This is a genomic window from Gottfriedia acidiceleris (assembly GCF_036421055.1).
In the GTDB taxonomy this organism is placed as follows: Bacteria; Bacillota; Bacilli; order Bacillales; family Bacillaceae_G; genus Gottfriedia; species Gottfriedia acidiceleris_C.
The window spans coordinates 64,042-82,223 of the sequence record NZ_JAZGQS010000008.1 but is presented as its reverse complement, the minus strand read 5'-3'; the positions used below and the strand labels follow the sequence as shown (position 1 = coordinate 82,223).

Annotated in this window: 11 protein-coding genes; 9 read left to right on the top strand and 2 right to left on the bottom strand. The window is 34.7% G+C overall.

Annotation, left to right across the window (positions count from 1 at the left end):
• Nucleotide 1 precedes the first annotated feature (1 nt).
• The 9 genes from RAH41_RS13685 to RAH41_RS13645 all read left to right on the top strand — a co-directional run bounded on the left by RAH41_RS13685 (nt 2) and on the right by RAH41_RS13645 (nt 17,465).
• Nucleotides 2–427, top strand: a complete 426-nt coding sequence (locus tag RAH41_RS13685; protein WP_331223155.1) for a MarR family winged helix-turn-helix transcriptional regulator — start codon at nt 2–4, stop codon at nt 425–427.
• 215 nt (nt 428–642) lie between these two features.
• The gene (locus RAH41_RS13680) at nt 643–1,083 is read left to right on the top strand and encodes a ferritin-like domain-containing protein (protein ID WP_331223154.1); all 441 of its coding nucleotides are present in this window, start codon (nt 643–645) and stop codon (nt 1,081–1,083) included.
• Nucleotides 1,084–1,271: 188 nt separating this feature from the next.
• On the top strand, nt 1,272–2,141 hold the full coding sequence (locus RAH41_RS13675; RefSeq protein WP_331223153.1) for a lipase family protein: 870 nt from the start codon (nt 1,272–1,274) through the stop codon (nt 2,139–2,141).
• Entirely contained in the window at nt 2,138–2,989 is an 852-nt protein-coding gene (locus tag RAH41_RS13670; RefSeq protein ID WP_331223152.1) for a lipase family protein, read from the top strand. Before RAH41_RS13675 ends, RAH41_RS13670 begins: the two co-directional genes overlap by 4 nt.
• A gap of 795 nt (nt 2,990–3,784) precedes the next feature.
• Nucleotides 3,785–12,274, top strand: a complete 8,490-nt coding sequence (locus RAH41_RS13665) for an InlB B-repeat-containing protein (protein ID WP_331223150.1) — start codon at nt 3,785–3,787, stop codon at nt 12,272–12,274.
• A 361-nt stretch (nt 12,275–12,635) separates the two neighbouring features.
• On the top strand, nt 12,636–13,535 hold the full coding sequence (locus RAH41_RS13660) for a LysR family transcriptional regulator (RefSeq protein WP_331223148.1): 900 nt from the start codon (nt 12,636–12,638) through the stop codon (nt 13,533–13,535).
• A 270-nt stretch (nt 13,536–13,805) separates the two neighbouring features.
• A complete protein-coding gene (locus RAH41_RS13655) occupies nt 13,806–16,124 on the top strand; it encodes a xanthine dehydrogenase family protein molybdopterin-binding subunit (protein ID WP_331223146.1) in 2,319 nt (772 codons plus the stop codon).
• A gap of 1 nt (nt 16,125) precedes the next feature.
• Nucleotides 16,126–16,959 carry an FAD binding domain-containing protein gene (locus RAH41_RS13650; RefSeq protein WP_331223144.1) on the top strand — a complete coding sequence of 278 codons (834 nt, stop codon included), beginning with the start codon at nt 16,126–16,128 and terminating at the stop codon, nt 16,957–16,959.
• The gene (locus RAH41_RS13645; protein ID WP_331223142.1) at nt 16,959–17,465 is read left to right on the top strand and encodes a (2Fe-2S)-binding protein; all 507 of its coding nucleotides are present in this window, start codon (nt 16,959–16,961) and stop codon (nt 17,463–17,465) included. The genes RAH41_RS13650 and RAH41_RS13645 overlap by 1 nt, the downstream gene beginning before the upstream one ends.
• A gap of 6 nt (nt 17,466–17,471) precedes the next feature.
• Here the strand turns inward: RAH41_RS13645 and RAH41_RS13640 are convergent, their stop codons facing one another.
• Together RAH41_RS13640 and RAH41_RS13635 are read right to left on the bottom strand one after the other, a co-directional pair.
• A complete protein-coding gene (locus RAH41_RS13640) occupies nt 17,472–17,600 on the bottom strand; it encodes a hypothetical protein (protein WP_331223140.1) in 129 nt (42 codons plus the stop codon).
• A gap of 13 nt (nt 17,601–17,613) precedes the next feature.
• Nucleotides 17,614–18,051 (bottom strand): hypothetical protein, encoded by a 438-nt coding sequence (locus tag RAH41_RS13635; protein WP_331223138.1) that lies wholly within the window; start codon nt 18,049–18,051, stop codon nt 17,614–17,616.
• Nucleotides 18,052–18,182 lie beyond the last annotated feature (131 nt).

The window sequence follows — 18,182 nt, the reverse complement described above, 5'->3', positions numbered from 1 at the left end:
AATGGAACAATATTTTAGTAATTGTTTATACTTTACTGCGAATCATTTGGCTAGATTAATGAATAAGATGGCAGAAGAGGAATTTGCTCCACTAGGCATTTCACCTACCTATGCATTTTTATTAATGGCTGTAAATGAGCAACCAAATATCACCCAAACAGAATTAAGTAATATATTGCATATTGCCCCTTCAACTACAACAAGATTTGTAGAAAAATTAGAAGTCAAAAAACTAGTTGAACGGAAAAGTGAAGGTAAATTAACATTAGTGAATTTGACTAATAATGGAATTAAAATACAAGAGGAAATAAAAGTTTGCTGGAAAAATCTATCTAAACGGTATTCAGAAATACTTGGTGATGACGCAGCAAAGCTTATTACAAAACAAACTTTTCAAGCTGCTTTCGAGATTGAATCAAAAAAATAATAAAAATGTGAAAAAGAGTCTATTATAGGCTCTTTTTTCTTTTTTTGTTCAATATTTTGTAAGTTTAATATTGCTTGTAAACGTATTTACACAAGGTTCTTTTTTCGTATTCGCATCAAAAAATTAATCTTAATCTTGATGAAAGAAACATACAATGTATGAGTCATTAAAAAAAATAACAAGAATTGTATAAAATAAAACGTAGAGGTGAAGTTGTGTATTATCAATACTATGGGAATTCGTATGAGAGGGATCATAAATTAATTAGTGAATTAGAAAAGGCTATTAATGGTGAATATTCAGCTATTAATTGCTATACAAAATTAGCTAGTTTGGCAAAGAATGAGGAAGAACGGAAAACAATTTTAGAAATAAAAGAAGATGAAATAAAGCATTACAACCTTTTCATATCAATTTATCATAAATTAACAGGGAGACAACCACAACCGAAAATATCAGAAGACTGTCCCAATGCATATGTAGAAGGTCTTGAGTTTGCTCTAAAAGATGAACAAGAAACAGTCGATTTTTATTTAAGTGTTTCAGATGGTACATCAAATCAATTCGTTAAAAATGCCTTTAGTAGAGCGGCAAAAGATGAGCAAAATCATGCAGTATGGTTCCTTTATTTTTATACAAGAAATAAATTAGGCTAGTGATAAGAGAGTATCATAAGAATGGAAAATCAATACAAATTTTTAATGATGAATTATGGAGTTTTGTATCCCACTCCCACATTTCATCATATCAAGTTTAAGATAACTGTGAATAAATCTTGAAAAGTTCAAGGCTGCAGAAGCACAATAGTTAAAGCTTACAGGAAAAAAAGAGAGGACGAAAAAATATGAGACTCTCCGAAAAGAGAAATGTTTTGAATAGCAAAGAAGCTATTCTTTTAGCTGCATTCAGCTATCAAACATATGTACTTTTTCGTAAAGGAACGATTACTTTACCAAAAGGCTACGTCCTGAAGTATATTATTCATGCTGATGTAAATATAGAAAATCCTACGAATGAGGTATTTGGTTATATTGCCGAATCAAAAGAAAATATTATTATCGCATTTAGAGGGTATGCCGCCTATCCAGCAGATCTTATAGCAGCATATGACATCCTTCAAGTTCCTTATCCCTATGTTGAGAATAGTGGTAAAACTTCCCGGGGCTTTACATGTATTTATCAATCGACAAGAAAAAAATTATTTAATGAATTAAAGAAGTTTCCAAAGAATAAAACACTTTTTATTACCGGGCACAATTATGGTGGCGCATTGGCAACGTTAGCCACTTTAGATATAATAACGAACTCAAAATTTAAACATGCATCCGTTTATACTTATGGGAGTCCACGTGTGGGTGATCCAGACTTTGTTGATCAATTTAATCAAGTCGTGAAAAGTAGTCAAAGGATCGTTAATATTCATGATTCATTTACAACTTTTCCAGAAAAGTTTTATCCTCCGCCATTTACTGAGGACGGGATCTATTATCAACATGTAAATACAAAATATCCAATTTCCTTCCAGTTGAATAATACGCCTCGAAATGATGGGATAGGCTGTTATTTTAAAAACTTAAGTAATTTAAATCCAGATTATGCGATCAAATTATGTAATGAAAGCCCTAATTTTTGTCCTAATTCGGAAATGTGTTTTCCATTTCAGCGAACTTGTAAATGTCCAAAACCTTGTATTAAAGAAGGTGAAGGTATATGAATTACTATCGAAATGACAATGTATTTAATAGTAATGATGCAATATTACTTGCTGCAATGTGCCATCAATCAAATCAGCTTATAGAAAATGGAAGTCTTATTTTACCGAAAGGATTTGAACTACGCCATTTGATTTATGCTTTTGCCGGTGTTGAAGAACCAGAAGCTGAAGTTTTTGGATTTATGGCAGAATCAAAAGATGAAATTATTATAGCTTTTAGAGGTACAGATTCATATAAAGATAATGAGTCAGATCAAGACTTGTATCAAATAGAATATCCTTTTGCTGAAAATGTTGGAAAAACACATAGAGGATTTACTTGTATTTATCAATCTGCAAGAAATGAACTATTTACAGAATTGATGAAGTTATCACCTAATAAAAGACTATTGATAACAGGATACAGTTTGGGTGGGGCTTTAGCTGTTTTAGCTGCTTTTGATATTACAGTGAATTCTCATTTCGACAATCTATCAGTCTATACTTTCGGTAGTCCGCGTGTAGCAGATCCAGAATTTGCTTATCGATACAATAAAATTGTAAAGAGTAGTTTTCGTATTTTTAATATACATGACATCATACCTACTCTACCTGCAGAAGCTTATCCACCGCCGTTTACATCTAAAGGTTTATATTATCGGCACGTGAACAATCATTTTCCAGTTTCGTTTCAATTAAATAGCATAGCTCGTAATCATTATATTGGTTGTTATTTTAATACTGTAAGCAGATTAGATCCTGAATTTACTTCTGCATTATGTTTGAATAATCCTGATTTTTGTCCAAGTATAAAAATATGTACTCCTTATAATGGAAACTGTATTGAAAAAAATAAAGAATTAAGTTGAGTTACTTCTCAAATCCATCATATTCAGAGGTTTGATTTTTTTATTTTTAGAGCTCAATTAGGTTGGAAATCATAGTAAGTAAGAGGTTTACGCACTAATATATTAATATTCTTTGTGCGTTTTTTATCGGTAATAAAAATGGAATGCAAAAAAGTCTTAGCAAGTAGCAAATAAGGATTCCCTCTGAGCAAATAAACAGTGCACTGCAAATAAAAATTGAGAATAAAAATAAAATTAGTAAACCTGCAATTAGAACACCAAGAATCACAAATAAGATTAAAATAGAAATTAACAATAAAGTCTATTACACATGAAAACAGCCGCCTAATACTTATAAGGGTGTAACGTTAGATGATGTTTTAACTCAATTAGGTCTATATTAACTAAATAGATTAACCTTACATTAGAAAGCTATCATTCTTTTTTTATTAAAAGTTTGATAGCTTTTTTGTTAAAAATAGGAATTTTCTAACTTTTTAATTTTTTTAACAAAAACCTCAAATTCCCCCAATTTTAAAATCGTCAAAAATTTCTTGTTTTACTTGAATTTTCGATATTTTTAATAGGTTTTTTAGCTTGAATTTTACAACTTATGTCATAGAATAACATTTTGTCGCGTTATTTATGTAAAAAAATGAAGTATAAATCGCTAAATTTCCCCAATACAAGACAAGCCGAACATGGAGTAATATTTAATTAAATTTAAGTATTTAGAAACATTTTAATACTTAAATTTTACGAATTCGGTAAAATAATAGAATTTTCTATTATTAGTTTATACTTGGGGGGGAAACCATGAAAGAGAGAAAAGTTTCTAGTAAGAGGCCAACTAAAAAGATCATGTCGATCTTTGCGTTGAGTACAATGTTTTTAAACGTTGTAATTCCTCATAGTTATGCAAGTGGAAACAGCGCTGAAACAAAGCTTAATCAGCAAAATTCATCTAGTAATACCTTTGATGCAAAAGAAGTAAACCGTATTCTTGACGGGCTTACTGCTGAACAAAAAGCAAATATTAATAAGCTTACTGGAGCAGATCAAGCTGAAAAAATCCGTGTAGACAAAAAGGATTTAATCGGTCCAAAAAAGGTAAATGTTATTGTTCAATTTAAACAAGATCCAGCTAAAATACAAATCATTAAGCAATCTTTAGCTAAAGGTGGAGCAACTGCAAATAGTCAAGCATTCGCAAGTGAATATTCCGATGCGCAAAACAAAGTTAAAGATTCCCATGCAAATTTTAAGAGCTTTTTGAATACTCAACCTAAAACAACGATCGTTGGAGGAAAATCTGTTAATACGGGGATCCGTATTACGCGAGAATTTACAGATGCATTTAATGGAGTTGCTTTAACCTTACCTGCGAATTTAGTTCAAAAACTTGCAGAAAGTCCAGATGTTGCGTCTGTTTGGTCTCAAGTAGAATATTCTTTACCAGATGAAGGAAATTCTAAAACTGCAGCAACAAGTACATCTGTTGGCAAGCCAACATCAGCACTTTCCTATTTAGGAATTGATAAGCTTCAAGCTGATGGTAACACAGGTATCATTAAAACAGGTCCACGCGCGGGTCAAAAGGTTAAAGTGGGTGTATTGGATACAGGTATCGATTACAACCACCCTGATCTATATAAGGCAACACATGATGCAAATGGAAAATTATATGGTGGACATGACTTTGTTAATAATGACGGATTTGATGCAAACGGAAATATAAAATACGTTGATGACCATGATCCGATGGAAACAACTTATGATGATTGGGTAGCTGATAAGGCGAATCCAGGTTCAGTATGGGGAACACCGCCATCGGATTATAAGCCATATATTACTTCACATGGAACTCACGTTTCGGGTACGATTGCGGCAAATACAACGAAAAATAACGATGTTTATTCGGCAAATGGGGTAGCACCGGATGTTGAACTTTATGGTTATCGTGTATTAGGACCAGGTGGACACGGAACAACTGAATCTGTACTAAGTGGTATCGATCAAGCCGCAAAAGACCATATGGATGTAATTAATCTATCTCTTGGTGCAAGTGTTAATGATCCACTTTATCCAACTAGTATTGCGATTAACAATGCTACATTAGCTGGAGTTGTGTGTGATGTTGCTGCAGGTAATAGTGGACCTGGACAAGCTACAGTCGGCTCACCAGGTACTTCAGCTCTAGCAATTACGGTTGGTGCAAGTACAGTTCCTGAAAATATTGCAACAATGACAGTTAAGAATGGTTCAACTTCATACAAAGCACGTTTATTTGGTAAAAACTTCTCACAATCAGACGATGTGTATAAAGGTCAAACACTTCCAATTGTTGATGTTGGTTTAGGGAGTGTAGCAGATTATAGCGGAATTGATGTAAAAGGTAAACTTGTTCTAGTAAAGCGTGGCGTAGACTATTTACAAACAAAAATGGCAAATGCTAAAAACGCTGGAGCAGCGGGTATGGTCATTTGGGATAATACTGATGATACTGATAGCCAAGGCTTTATTCCTAATTTCTTAGGTGTCAGCATGGATAATGTTTATTCCGTTTCATTAACACAGGTAGCAGGTCAAGCTCTATCTGATACGATTAAAAAGGATCCTAAATCTGCTAGCATTACGTTCCCTTCTACACTTGATGCTTCTATTAGTAAGAGTGGAGATGAACTTGCAAGCTTCAGTTCAACTGGTCCTGTTAAAGATTGGACAATTAAGCCTGATGTTGTAGCACCTGGTGTTGATATTTCATCAACAGCTCCATACGATATTTGGGAACCAAATGCGGCACATGATTATAAACTTGGTTATCAGATTATGTCTGGTACATCAATGGCAACACCACATGTTGCTGGTATTTCAGCTTTAATTAAAGCTGCACATCCAGATTATACACCTGCAGATATTAAAGCGGTATTAATGAATACAGCTAAAAGCATTAACACAGATTCAAAGAATTATAGTGTCTATCAAGTAGGAGCTGGACGTGTTGATCCTGCTCGTGCAATTGCTACTGATGTGAAAATTCAAGTGTTAGATAAAGCAATTACAGCTGATAATCTATCAGATGCTTCAACACTTCATGAAGTAGATAATCTTACTGGAAGCATGTTCTTTGGTTTTAAAGGTCGTGGAGAAGGTGCAACGAACGGTTCAGATGACGTTTTTTCTTCAAAAGATTTTCAAGTTTCTAACCAAGGAACTAGCAGTAAAACATTTAAAGTAAGTACTGAGTTTATGTCTACAAAATTTGCGGGATCGAATAAAGTAGGTCCAGGCACAGGAAATGATGTAAAAATCGACTTTACTGTTGATGGAAAAAGTGTGTCAGCTATTAATGTTGGCGGTGGAAGTACTGTTAAAGCAACAGCAAAAATTACAGTTCCATCGAATGCAATAGAGGGTACTTACGAAGGGTATGTTAACCTAGTAAACTCAGCTGATTCATCGGAGTCTTATCGCGTTCCGTTTACGATTACAGTTGCGGAAAAAGGGATTAATAATTTCCAAGTAGCGATTAAAGCGACTAGTGTAGGAAATCTTTCAGCTTATAATTTCTCAGTAAATAACGCAATGGATAACTACTATATTCTTGTTAAAGACAAAGACGGGAAATATATCGGTGTAGCTAACACCTTATCAAACGGAAGTGGTATTATTCCAGGTGTCCAATACGGCCCACGTATCACTCTTTTTAATGGATGGTATCTTCCATTTACAAAATCATACGATGGTACGTATGATGCATCTGGTATTTCAAAATCAGTGCAAGTTTTACCAGAAGGCGCATATTCTCTTGAGATGATTGCAACTGGTAAAGATGGAAAACGTTATACAGCAGAAGATACGGTATATATTGACGGTACACCACCAACTATGACGATGGATTCAGACTCTAAAGGTGGGATTTATGAAATTGATCCGACAGGGTATTTACCTGGACAAGAAATAAAAGGGTTCACAGGAACAGTTTATGACTCGAACATAGATGTAATGAAAGCTAACGGAGAAACGTCAGTGCCAAGCCCACAAGATGGTGTGACACCAGTTCCTGTTGATCAAGGCTTAAACAGTGTTGTAGGTTATCAAGACAGCATGTTCCCAACAGTCTACTTCAAAACGAATGCGAAAGGTCGTTTCCATTTCGGGGTGAGCCCTGAGGACCTTACAAATAAATTGGGTAGTCAATTTATTATTGATCCAGTTGATTATTCAGGTGAAAGTGATAGTATCAATGATCAAACTTATTACTTTATTAAAAAGGGAAATCCTTACGTTACACTAACTGCATCAAATGGAGTAGATGCGGGAGCTGGCAACGAAGATAAAGTAGTTGTCGATACGAATAAACCATTCAAAATGACAATGGCAACACACTATGGTACTGGAATGACCGGCGGTAAATTTTTACTGAATAACAATAATGTATATGAATTCAGTAATATTCGTTTAACAGATGAATACAAAAATTATCTGATCAGTAAAGGAATTGATCCTACTAACGTTCTTACTGTAGGACAACCATATGTTCATCCAGTTTATCAAATTGGTAAAACGATAGATGTGACGATTTCGAATATAGGTGCTGCAGGTGCACTTGACCATGATATGCCGATCATAGAGGCGGATGTGACCTATAATAATCCTGATCCAATTACGGGACCATTCCCATATCAAATACTATCAGCTAATTTAACTTTATCTGGTGACGATACGAAAGTCGCGTGGTTCCCAACGAATGATCCTTATGTAAGACAGAACATTTCTGTCATTAGAGGACGTGTAGCAGCGGAATCTTTTGCAAGAAATAACGTAAATAACAACTATCCACAATTCACAGTTGATTCAGGTGCGAAGGTAACAGTGACGGATGATAAAGGATCAAAATTTACAACGGATCAACCGACTTCATTTAATAACACAATGGCCTATACGTTTATTAATCCATATTATGCAGTAACAGCTGCTGTAAGTAATAAACCATATTCTATGGAAGCAAGTGTACCAGGACATTTTAAAGGATATGCAAAAACACCAGTAATTGGTGAAAACAAATTCGGTTATCAATCAGGTACGATAAAGGATCTTCCAGGTCTTTTCCCGATTCTTTTAGGGGGAGATGTAAATGGTGATAATGTCATAGATATGAAAGATTTACTGAAAGAAATCGATGTTTATTACCAATATAAAAACTTAGGTTATGTAGATAATCCAAACAATACAGTTGCTAACAAAACAGCATTTTTAAACAAGAACCGTGACGCAGATATTTATTGGATTAAACCAACAGGTTTTGGTTATGGAATTGATTACAATGACTTTTATTTCATCTTTAAAAACTTTGGCGTACAAAATCAAAGTGCGATTGATGCAGGTTTAACTGTTCCAACTGCGCAATTAACGGTAGATAAAGATACAACTTTTAAATTTGATTATACAGGACCAGGAACATTACCAACAATTACATTAAATGCTGGTGACACAGTACAGCAAGTTATGCAAAAGCTTAACTTTGCAGCTCCAGCTATGCAAATCGCATCAACACCAAAGCTACAAGACTTACAAAATGGAGCAACAATCTCACTTTCTCCAACAAGCTCAGTGTTTGTAGATGATGTAGTGTGGAGAAAAGCAATTACAAAAATCATGTTAGGTTCAACAGATGTAACAAATTTAGTGACAATCAACCCTGGTTATACGTACTATGATGCAAATGGTGCATCGCAAACAATGCCATCAAAAATTACGTTCCCTGGGTCATTATTCCCAACGGCTACTAATTACACGATGACAATAAAAGCGACAGGTTACCAAGATGTAACGAAATCTTTAACAGTCTCAGCGGTACCAATTCCGACGCCAGCGGTTCCAATCATTACTGATCCAACAGTAGCCCATATCGGAAAGGATTTAACATTAAACTTTATAGAAGATGCAAAATGGAGAAATGGAATCAATAAAGTGATTGTGACGACTAATAGTGGTAAGAGCATGGATATCACTAATTTGATCAATCCAGATACGAACCAAAAGTATTATGACATTAGTAAGCCTGGAAAAATTACGTTTAATGCGAAAACATTTATGACGGATTCTACGCTTAATCCAAATGATGCTTCAACTTATAGTAAAGCAACTTTAAACCCAGGCGGAGCAAATTATTTGCCACAACTTTACAGATTTACTATCGGCTCACAAGGTGCAGATGGCACTGTTTATCCTGATGTAATTGGTGGTTATGATCCTGTTTACACAGCTCAACAACCAGTTGGATATAGTATTACGTTTGATAGCCAAGGTGGAACGCCGATCAATCCAATGGCGGTAGGATACAATCCGAATTCCAGTAGATCGAATGGTCCAAATAGTGATTTAATGTCATATATGACTCCTGTACCAACGAAACAAGGATATAAGTTCCTTGGTTGGTATACTGATAAAACTTATAGTACATTAGCAATGCAAGGAAATCCTTTAAATGGAGACATTACTGTTTACGCAAAATGGCAAATGAATACAACTCAAAGTTATTCACCTGTTGATAAATCGAATCCTAATGGAGCGAAATTCGACCCAAGTAACCAAAATGCAAGTGGTAAAGGTTGGGTGCTTGGAGAAGGCGATTTAAAAATCAACATTCCAGATTATTTAACAAATGTTTCTTGGTTAACTGGAAAAGACAAAATCGCAACGATTGAAGCGACATTCTATGGAATGAAGAGCGATGGCTCAACAGATACGACACCAACGAAGTATACGTTAGACCCAAGTACTTATGACTTATCGTCTAACGGAAGTAACGGTATTCTAACTTTCACAACGGCTACGCATGATCAAGCTGTTAAAGCAGGCCAAACAAACCTAGGGCAAAAGTTTGCTTTCAGTGAAATGCCAACTCTTGGAAACCTTGGAAATATTAACGGATACAACTTAAAGATAACTTCTACAACTGGGGAAACAGTTACAATTCCAAATGTACTTCTTGGATATAGACGCCATATTGATTTAAACGGTGGTACGTTAAAGAATTCGACTGATACATTCTTTGCTGATGCATTAATTAATGGAAAAACAACAGCACCAAATATGTCTACAGGTGCTACACATGTAATTAATGGAACTTTAACGATTAGTCCAGACCTTTATTTGGATGCAGCTAATTCAAGTGATAAGAAGTCTGATATTACATCAAATCCGAAAGTTTTAACAGATAATTCTACTTTCTATTTATGTTGGATGAAAGTACCACCTACGGTGAATAAAGATGTTGCTGGAAACATTGTTGGAAGTGACATTACTTTATCATTTACAGATGATGGCACATGGAAAAATAATATCAAAGCTGTGAAAATCGGCGCGAAAACATTAGAGTTAAATAAGGATTATACGATTACAAATAATAGCATTATCCTTAATGCTGCTCTATTCACAGCTGGACAAAAAGTAAATGTGACAATTGTTTCTGAAGGTTATAATGATGTAGTTGTGTCTGACCAAGTTATTGGTTATACAGTAACATTTGAATCAAATGGTGGAGACCCGATTTCTGCTCAAATCGTAGACAGAAATGCAACAAAACCAGTCGATCCGACAAAAGTGGGTTACAAATTCTATGGTTGGTACTTGGACAAAGATTTAACAATACCATATGATTTTGATAACATTGTAACAAAACCAATCACACTTTATGCGAAATATGCGTTAGCTGGTTCAGTTGTTACAGCAGATACAACGGATAATGCAGTAGGCAACGATATGGTATTAGAGTATGTTGACAAAGATTGGGCAAATGCGATTACTGGTATTACTATCAACGGTCTTCCTGTTGACGCATCGAAATATACTATAGATAAAGAAAATCGTACAATTACTTTAGATCAAAGTCTGTTCTCAAGAGCGAAAGATTATACCATTAATTTAAAAGCTAAAGAGTATGCTGATGTGACAGTAGTACAAAAAGTTGTAAATGGATATACTGTGCATTTCGTAATGCCTAAAGATGCTCCAGCGGTAGTGAAGGATGCAACTAAAGATCGAATTGTTTCACGTAGAATCACAGCTCCAACTGTACACGGTTATGATTTAACTTGGTTTGCAGATGAAGCTTGTACAATCCCTTGGGATTTCACAAATTCAATTTACTCTGCAAAAACGATTTACGGTCAATGGAAGCCAGCAAAATACACTGTTATTTATGATACACAAGATGCTGGACTTGTAGTTTCAGTAAAAGCTGAATACAATTCATTACTAGATGAAACAAAACCGACAAGAACTGGTTACACATTTGTTGGTTGGTACAAAGATGCTGAAGGAAAAGAAGCTTGGAACTTTGCGACAGACAAAGTTACTGACAACATGATCCTTTATGCGAAGTGGAGTATTAATTCTTACACTGTTCACTTCGATAGCAATGGCGGTAGTCAAGTTGCTGATAAAGCTGCAGATTATAACACAGGAATCACAGCACCAACAACAACGAAAACTGGTTATACTTTCGTTGGTTGGTACAAAGATGCTTTAAATACAATTCCTTGGAACTTTGCAACAGATAAAGTAACGAACGACACTACGTTATATGCGAAATGGCAAATCAATTCGTATACAGTAAAGTATGAGAGCAATGGAGGTTCTACAGTTCCTGCTCAAACTGCGGATTACAATAGTATCTTAAACTTACCGACACCAACAAAAACGGGTTATACATTTGCTGGATGGTATAAAGATGCGACATTAAATACGCCAGTAGGAAACACTTTAACATTAACTAGCAACATTACACTTTATGCAAAATGGAACATTAACACGTATACTGTTACATTTGACACTAAAGGGGGAAGTTCAGTTGCTGCAAAAACAGCAATTTACAATGCAACAATTAGCCAACCAGCAGCACCAACTAAAAAAGGCTTTGTATTCGTTGGATGGTACAAAGATGGTGCAGGAAAAGTGGCATGGAACTTTGCTACAGATCGAGTTACTGCAGATACGGTGATTTACGCGAAATGGGAAAATGTTCCTGGTAAACCATCAAATGCAACAACAGCAAAAGCTGCAAAAGATGCTGTAAAACTGACTTGGTCAAAAGTATCAGGTGCAACAGGGTATGAAATTGTAAAATCAACTTCAAAAACAGGATCATACACCCACGTAACTAGCGTGACAACAACTAATTATACGAACAAAGGATTAAGTAAAGGTAAAACTTACTATTACAAAATCCGTTCTTATAAAATGGTTGGATCACAAAAAATTTATGGTGAGTGGACAAGTGTAATGTCTATTAAGCTATAAGAAACGGAATAACAAGTAGTACAAATTTACTCTCAAACCAAAAAAGGTGTTTATGATATTACGTAGATGGATTAAACACCCTTTTTGGAAAAGTAAAACGATTAGATCAGCTTTTTCAAATTAAAAACTTTCCCTTAAAATAGTTAAAGACAAGAATATGATTCAATCTATTCTTGTCTTATTTTTTTATTTTATGAAACTTAATTAAGTCGAACTAAATAATTACCAAGCTTATTATTACGCATGTTGAGACTAATTATGTTAATAATATGAAATAATTGGTTTTTTTTTATCGTTAATATAAAATTGAAATCTAACGAAAAAGATATAGATTTTGTTTTCTTAAGGAGAAATTGCAAAAATGAATTTTGATCAAATGGAACATATTGTATGTGCAGCAAGAGAGATGTCAATCACAAAAGCTGCTGAAAAATTATTTATATCTCCTTCTGGGATGAGCCAATCAATTACTCAGTTAGAAAATGAGCTAGGCATAAAAATATTTTACCGATCCAAACAAGGGGTTACACCCACTTTTGAAGGGAAAATAGTGATCGCAAAGGCAATGACTTTATTGAGCACGATTAAGGAGCTTAACAAGGAAATTTATGACATTAAAAATAGAAGTGAAAATCATTTGAAAATAATAACTGCACCAACTTTTACACATTTGCTACAAGAAACGATGGTGAAGTTTAATAACGAAGAAAATGAAGTTACGTTTGAAGTAGTTGAAGAAAATCCTGCTATTATACTTCAACATTTTACTAAGCAAGATTATGATTTTGCGCTCATTCCTGCTTTAAAAGAAGATTTAAAAAGGGAAAAATTCATAGAATTTGAGCAGATTCATAAGGGACATATTTGTATTGCAGTCGGTAGAAAATCACCATTTTATACGTATGATTCAGTCTCACCTAGTGAATTAGTTAATGCGAAAATTGTGATGTATAAAACTTCGGACTATAAAACATTACAAAAAATCTCAAAAATGAATCAAAAAAATGTTGTTCTTAAAACAAATAGAAGTAGTTTGCTTTATGAACTTGTAAAAGAGAGTCAAGCGATCCTTTATTTACATGAATTTTCGATTCGAAATCGACCAATGGTTTTAAACGGAGATATTAAAGTAATCCCATTAAAAGATGAAGACTTTTTTGAGGTTGATTTTTGGCTGATTTATTTACAAGCAAAACCATTATCACCGTTGGCTAAAGAATTTGTTGAGAAGTTAAAAGAGCAGTTTAATACAACTATGTAAAAAAGATAGTGAAGGCAGCATGACAACTGACTACACTATCTTTTTTTTAATCTTCAAGTTGAGACTTTTTTCCAATTGCACCTGTACTTAATAGATCTACTAAATTTCATTGTTTATCGTTTTGATTAAGATGCCTGATTCTTCTATCTGGGCATTTTTTTAGTATCCAAAACATAAATTTTTAAAGTATCTCATATAAAAGAAAAAATTAAATATCATTAAAGCTTTAACATTGTGAATTTTTTTTACGAAAGGGGTTGAAAACCCATCATGCACATTATCGGAAAAGGAATACCCAGGAAAGAATCCTTCGAAAAAGTAACAGGTCATGCTAAATATACAGATGACTTTGAGACGAATGAAATGCTTCATGCTCGTTTGGTCACAAGTCCATATGCGCATGCCATTATTAAAAGTATAGATGCAACCGATGCTCATAACGTCAAGGGTGTTCGAAAAATTGTATTTGGTGACAACTTACCTTTAGTAGGAGAAGCGGTACTTGATCGATACCCAATCGCATTTGATCGTGTTCGATTTTTTGGAGAAGTTGTAGCGATTGTAGTAGCAGATACTCCATTTGCTGCACAAAAAGCTGCTAATTTAATAAAAGTTCAATATGAATTACTTCCTGTTGTAAACTCTCCCTTTGAAGCCCTTAAACAAGATGCCCCGCTTGTACACCCGAAGCTAGGGGAATATAAAGTAAACGAGGGAGTTTATCCAGAGCCAGGTACAAATATTGCTACAAGAATAAAAATTAGGAAAGGTGATTTTAATAAAGGATGGCGCGAAAGTGAAGTCATGATTGATGAGAGCTTTGGATTTAGACCATCTGATCATGCTGCGATGGAGACAAGATGTTCATTTGCTCAAATCCATCATGATGGCACAGTTGAGATAACTACTTCCTCACAATGCCCTTTTATGGTTAAGAATTTAATTGGAGAGTATTTTGATATTAAACCTGGAAAGGTTATTGTAAAAACCCCATTTGTAGGTGGGGGGTACGGTGGAAAAGGAGCAGTGCAGTTAGAGCTTTTAGCCTTTATTGCTTCAAGAGCAGTAAATGGCCGATTAGTAAAAATTTATAACACCCGGGAAAATGACATGGTTTCATCACCTGTTCATATAGGACTAGAGGCAAATGTAAAACTTGGAAGTACAAAGGACGGGATGCTCAAAGTTGCAGAAATACTCTATTTATGGGATGGCGGGGCGTATGCAGATAAATCAATTGATTTAACAAGGGCTGGAGCAGTTGATTGTACTGGACCTTACAATATCGAAAATATTTGGTGTGATTCCTTATGTATGTATACAAATCATCCTTATCCAGCACCATTTAGAGGTTTTAGTCATTCTGAAGTACATTTTGCGTTTGAAAGAGCAATGGATATCTTAGCTAAAAAACTAAATATGGATCCAATGGAACTTCGAGAAAAAAACGCCATTAAACCAGGTGATACAACTCCTACCCAAGTTGTATTAAATTCTAGTACAGTTGGGAATCTACCAAAATGTATAGAAAAAATGAGAGAATTAATCAATTGGCAGGAAGGTCAAGTTGTTGACTTAGGAAATCATAAGTTAAGAGTGAAAGGGATTAGTTGTTCGTGGAAAACCTCTACCATTACACCAAATGCAAGCTCAGGTGTCATATTAATCTATAATGCGGATGGTAGTATCAATCTAATGTCTGGTGTTGTAGAGATTGGTCAAGGAACAAAAACGATTCTTGCTCAAATGTTAGCAGAAATTCTCAAAATGGACATAGAGGACATACATGTTCAAATGAATATTAATACTTTAAATACACCCGAACATTGGAAAACAGTTGCGAGTAGAGGGACGTTTATGGCTGGCAGAGCGTTGTTAGTAGCTGCTGAAGATGTGATTCGTCAACTAAAAGATTTAGCATCGTTTATATTGCGTGCTCCTATAGAAGATTTAGAAGTTGGTTATGGAAAAGTATTTTTAAGGAGTGAACCGGATAAAAACATAGCAATAAAAGATATTGCCTACGGATACACATTCCCAAATGGAAATTCTATAGGTGGTCAGATAATTGGAAGAGGTCACTATATTTTAACTGGCTTAACCAAACTTAATCGAGAAACTGGAGCTGGAAAACCAGGACCTGAATGGACAGTTTGTGCACATGGGGTTGAAGTAGAAATTGATACGAAAACTTATGAATATAGGATTCTTAAAGCCGTTACAGCTGTTGATATCGGCAAAGTACTAAATGTTAAAACTGCAACAGGTCAAGTGAAAGGTGCAATGAGTATGGGATTATCTTTTGCAGGGCGCGAAACGTTTTATTTTGATGCGCATGGGAAAGTATTAAATCCTCAATTGCGAACATATCGACCAATTCGATTTGGGGAGAACCCTAAATATGACGTAGCGTTTGTTGAGACACCACAAATTGATGCTGTTTTTGGTGCAAGGGGAGCAGGGGAACACGGTTTACTAGGAATGCCAGCTGCTCTTGGTAATTGCCTTTCGACAGCACTTTCTGTAAACATAAATAATTTACCAATTATCCCAGAACTATTATGGAAAGTAAAAGAAGGTGGGAACTAGATTGTTATCTTCTAATTTAGAATACTATAAGCCAATGAATATAAAAGAGGCATTGGAGATTTTTTACTTTTTAAAAGCTAAAAACAAAAGACCTATTTATTACGCAGGTGGAACGGAAATCCTAACGCTTGGTCGTTTAAATCTAGTTGAAACAGATGCGCTGATTGATATTAAAGAGCTAAAAGAGTGCCAAATGTTTGAGTTTAATGAGGACTATTTAATAGCAGGTGCTGTCATTTCACTTACTGATCTAGAAGAGAAAAACCTATTTCCATTACTCTCAAAAACATCGATGGAAATAGCAGACCGCACTGCAAGAAATAAAATAACACTAGGTGGAAATTTGTGTGGTCAAATTTTTTATCGTGAAGCGGTTTTACCGTTTCTCTTATGTGATAGCCAAGTAATTATTGCAGGATACAATGGTGTTGAGGCTTTTCCAATCGAACAAATATTTAATCAAAACTTTCAACTCCAAGACGGACAACTTATTATTCAACTGTTAACCGAAAAGAAATATATGAATCTACCTTTCATAAGCATAAAAAAACGTCAGCAATGGGATACTGGTTATCCATTACTAACGATTGCATCTATAAAAGTGGAAAACCAATTACGGTTTGCCTTTAGTGGTTTATGTCCGTTTCCATTTCGTTCCAAGAAAATGGAAGCTGAACTTAACAATTTGAATGTAAATTTAGATGAAAGAATCCAAAAAGCATTGCAATTCATTCCTGGAGAAGTATTAGATGATATAGAAGGCTCAAAGGAATATCGACTATTTGTTTTAAGAAATACATTAGAAACGATCATTTTAGAATTGGAGGGAAGGTAATGGACCAGTCTCCAGCAGAAAAAATTAGTATTTCTTTAGATATAAATGATGAGTTGCGACAAGTGGAAATCCGTCCTGCAGACCCTCTCCTTTATGTGCTACGAACAAAGCTTGGTCTCACTGGTGCAAAGCCGGGCTGCTTAAATGGAGATTGCGGAGCTTGTTCAGTCGTTATAAATGATACCGTTTATAAATCGTGTATCATGCTTGCCATTGAAGCGATTGGACAAAAAATAACAACGATCGAAGGATTAAAAGATTCTCCAATCCAAAAAGCATTTGTTGAAAATTTTGCATTTCAATGTGGCTATTGTACACCTGGATTCATCATGAATTGCCATTCTCTTTTAATGAAACATTCACATCCAACATATGAAACGATGAAAGAATGGCTATCTTCTAATATTTGTAGATGCACATGCTATGAAGAAATACATGAAGCAGTTTTGTCAGTTATCGAAAATAGAGAAGAACCAAAAAATAAGGAGCTAGAAAAAGACGAATAGTGAGCGCTAACTCATTTGTGTTGTATCACTAACTTTTCTTCGTGTAAAGAAGAAAATAAACGAAATGACTGAAATTGCCATAAGAAAAACTTGGGTATCAGTAGGTCTTACTGTAGGGATATCTGTTAAAGCCATAATCACCATTCCTTTATTTACTAAAGATTCGTGGATCAATATCAAAATGTTTCGAAACAATTTTTTTACAAAAGTAATACGTTTTTTTTAGAAAAGGAAGTGTCGGTTCGCTAACTGGCGCACCAAAAATGGGCCCACTGACGTTGAGTGAGAATCTAGTAGGTCCTATTACAGAGCTAACAACTCGAACTTCATCAATTAATAATAAAATTGCAATGATTATATCGATTACATCAATGAGAGTATTTGTTAATTGATCTCCATATTTACTCTCTACACGTTCTCTACCTAATAAGGGTCCACTTAGTGATAGACTAAATTCACCAGAAGTTACGAAAACACCTATTAATGTAATTTGACCAGTTAATAATAATGCAGCAGTGGCAACATTTAAGTCTCTTTGTAGAGTAGCAATTATTCGGAGGTCTTCTTTAATCTTAGAGTTATTCATTGCATCACACCCTCATGCCTATAGTATTCACTCGGTGCCCAAGTGTGAATGGATATAGGCAGTTTGGAAAGAATCTTAGGAACAAGAAAAGTAATAGGATTCAAAGAAAAGATTTTTATATGGAGATGTTT

What these genes read in the sequence shown, in the direction of transcription:
- RAH41_RS13685 (WP_331223155.1), top strand. Translation starts at nt 2, where the DNA reads ATGGAACAATATTTTAGTAATTGTTTATACTTTACTGCGAATCATTTG.
- RAH41_RS13675 (WP_331223153.1), top strand. Translation starts at nt 1,272, where the DNA reads ATGAGACTCTCCGAAAAGAGAAATGTTTTGAATAGCAAAGAAGCTATT.
- RAH41_RS13670 (WP_331223152.1), top strand. Translation starts at nt 2,138, where the DNA reads ATGAATTACTATCGAAATGACAATGTATTTAATAGTAATGATGCAATA.
- RAH41_RS13665 (WP_331223150.1), top strand. Translation starts at nt 3,785, where the DNA reads ATGAAAGAGAGAAAAGTTTCTAGTAAGAGGCCAACTAAAAAGATCATG.
- RAH41_RS13660 (WP_331223148.1), top strand. Translation starts at nt 12,636, where the DNA reads ATGAATTTTGATCAAATGGAACATATTGTATGTGCAGCAAGAGAGATG.
- RAH41_RS13655 (WP_331223146.1), top strand. Translation starts at nt 13,806, where the DNA reads ATGCACATTATCGGAAAAGGAATACCCAGGAAAGAATCCTTCGAAAAA.
- RAH41_RS13645 (WP_331223142.1), top strand. Translation starts at nt 16,959, where the DNA reads ATGGACCAGTCTCCAGCAGAAAAAATTAGTATTTCTTTAGATATAAAT.
- RAH41_RS13640 (WP_331223140.1), bottom strand. Translation starts at nt 17,600, where the DNA reads ATGGCTTTAACAGATATCCCTACAGTAAGACCTACTGATACCCAAGTT.
- RAH41_RS13635 (WP_331223138.1), bottom strand. Translation starts at nt 18,051, where the DNA reads ATGAATAACTCTAAGATTAAAGAAGACCTCCGAATAATTGCTACTCTA.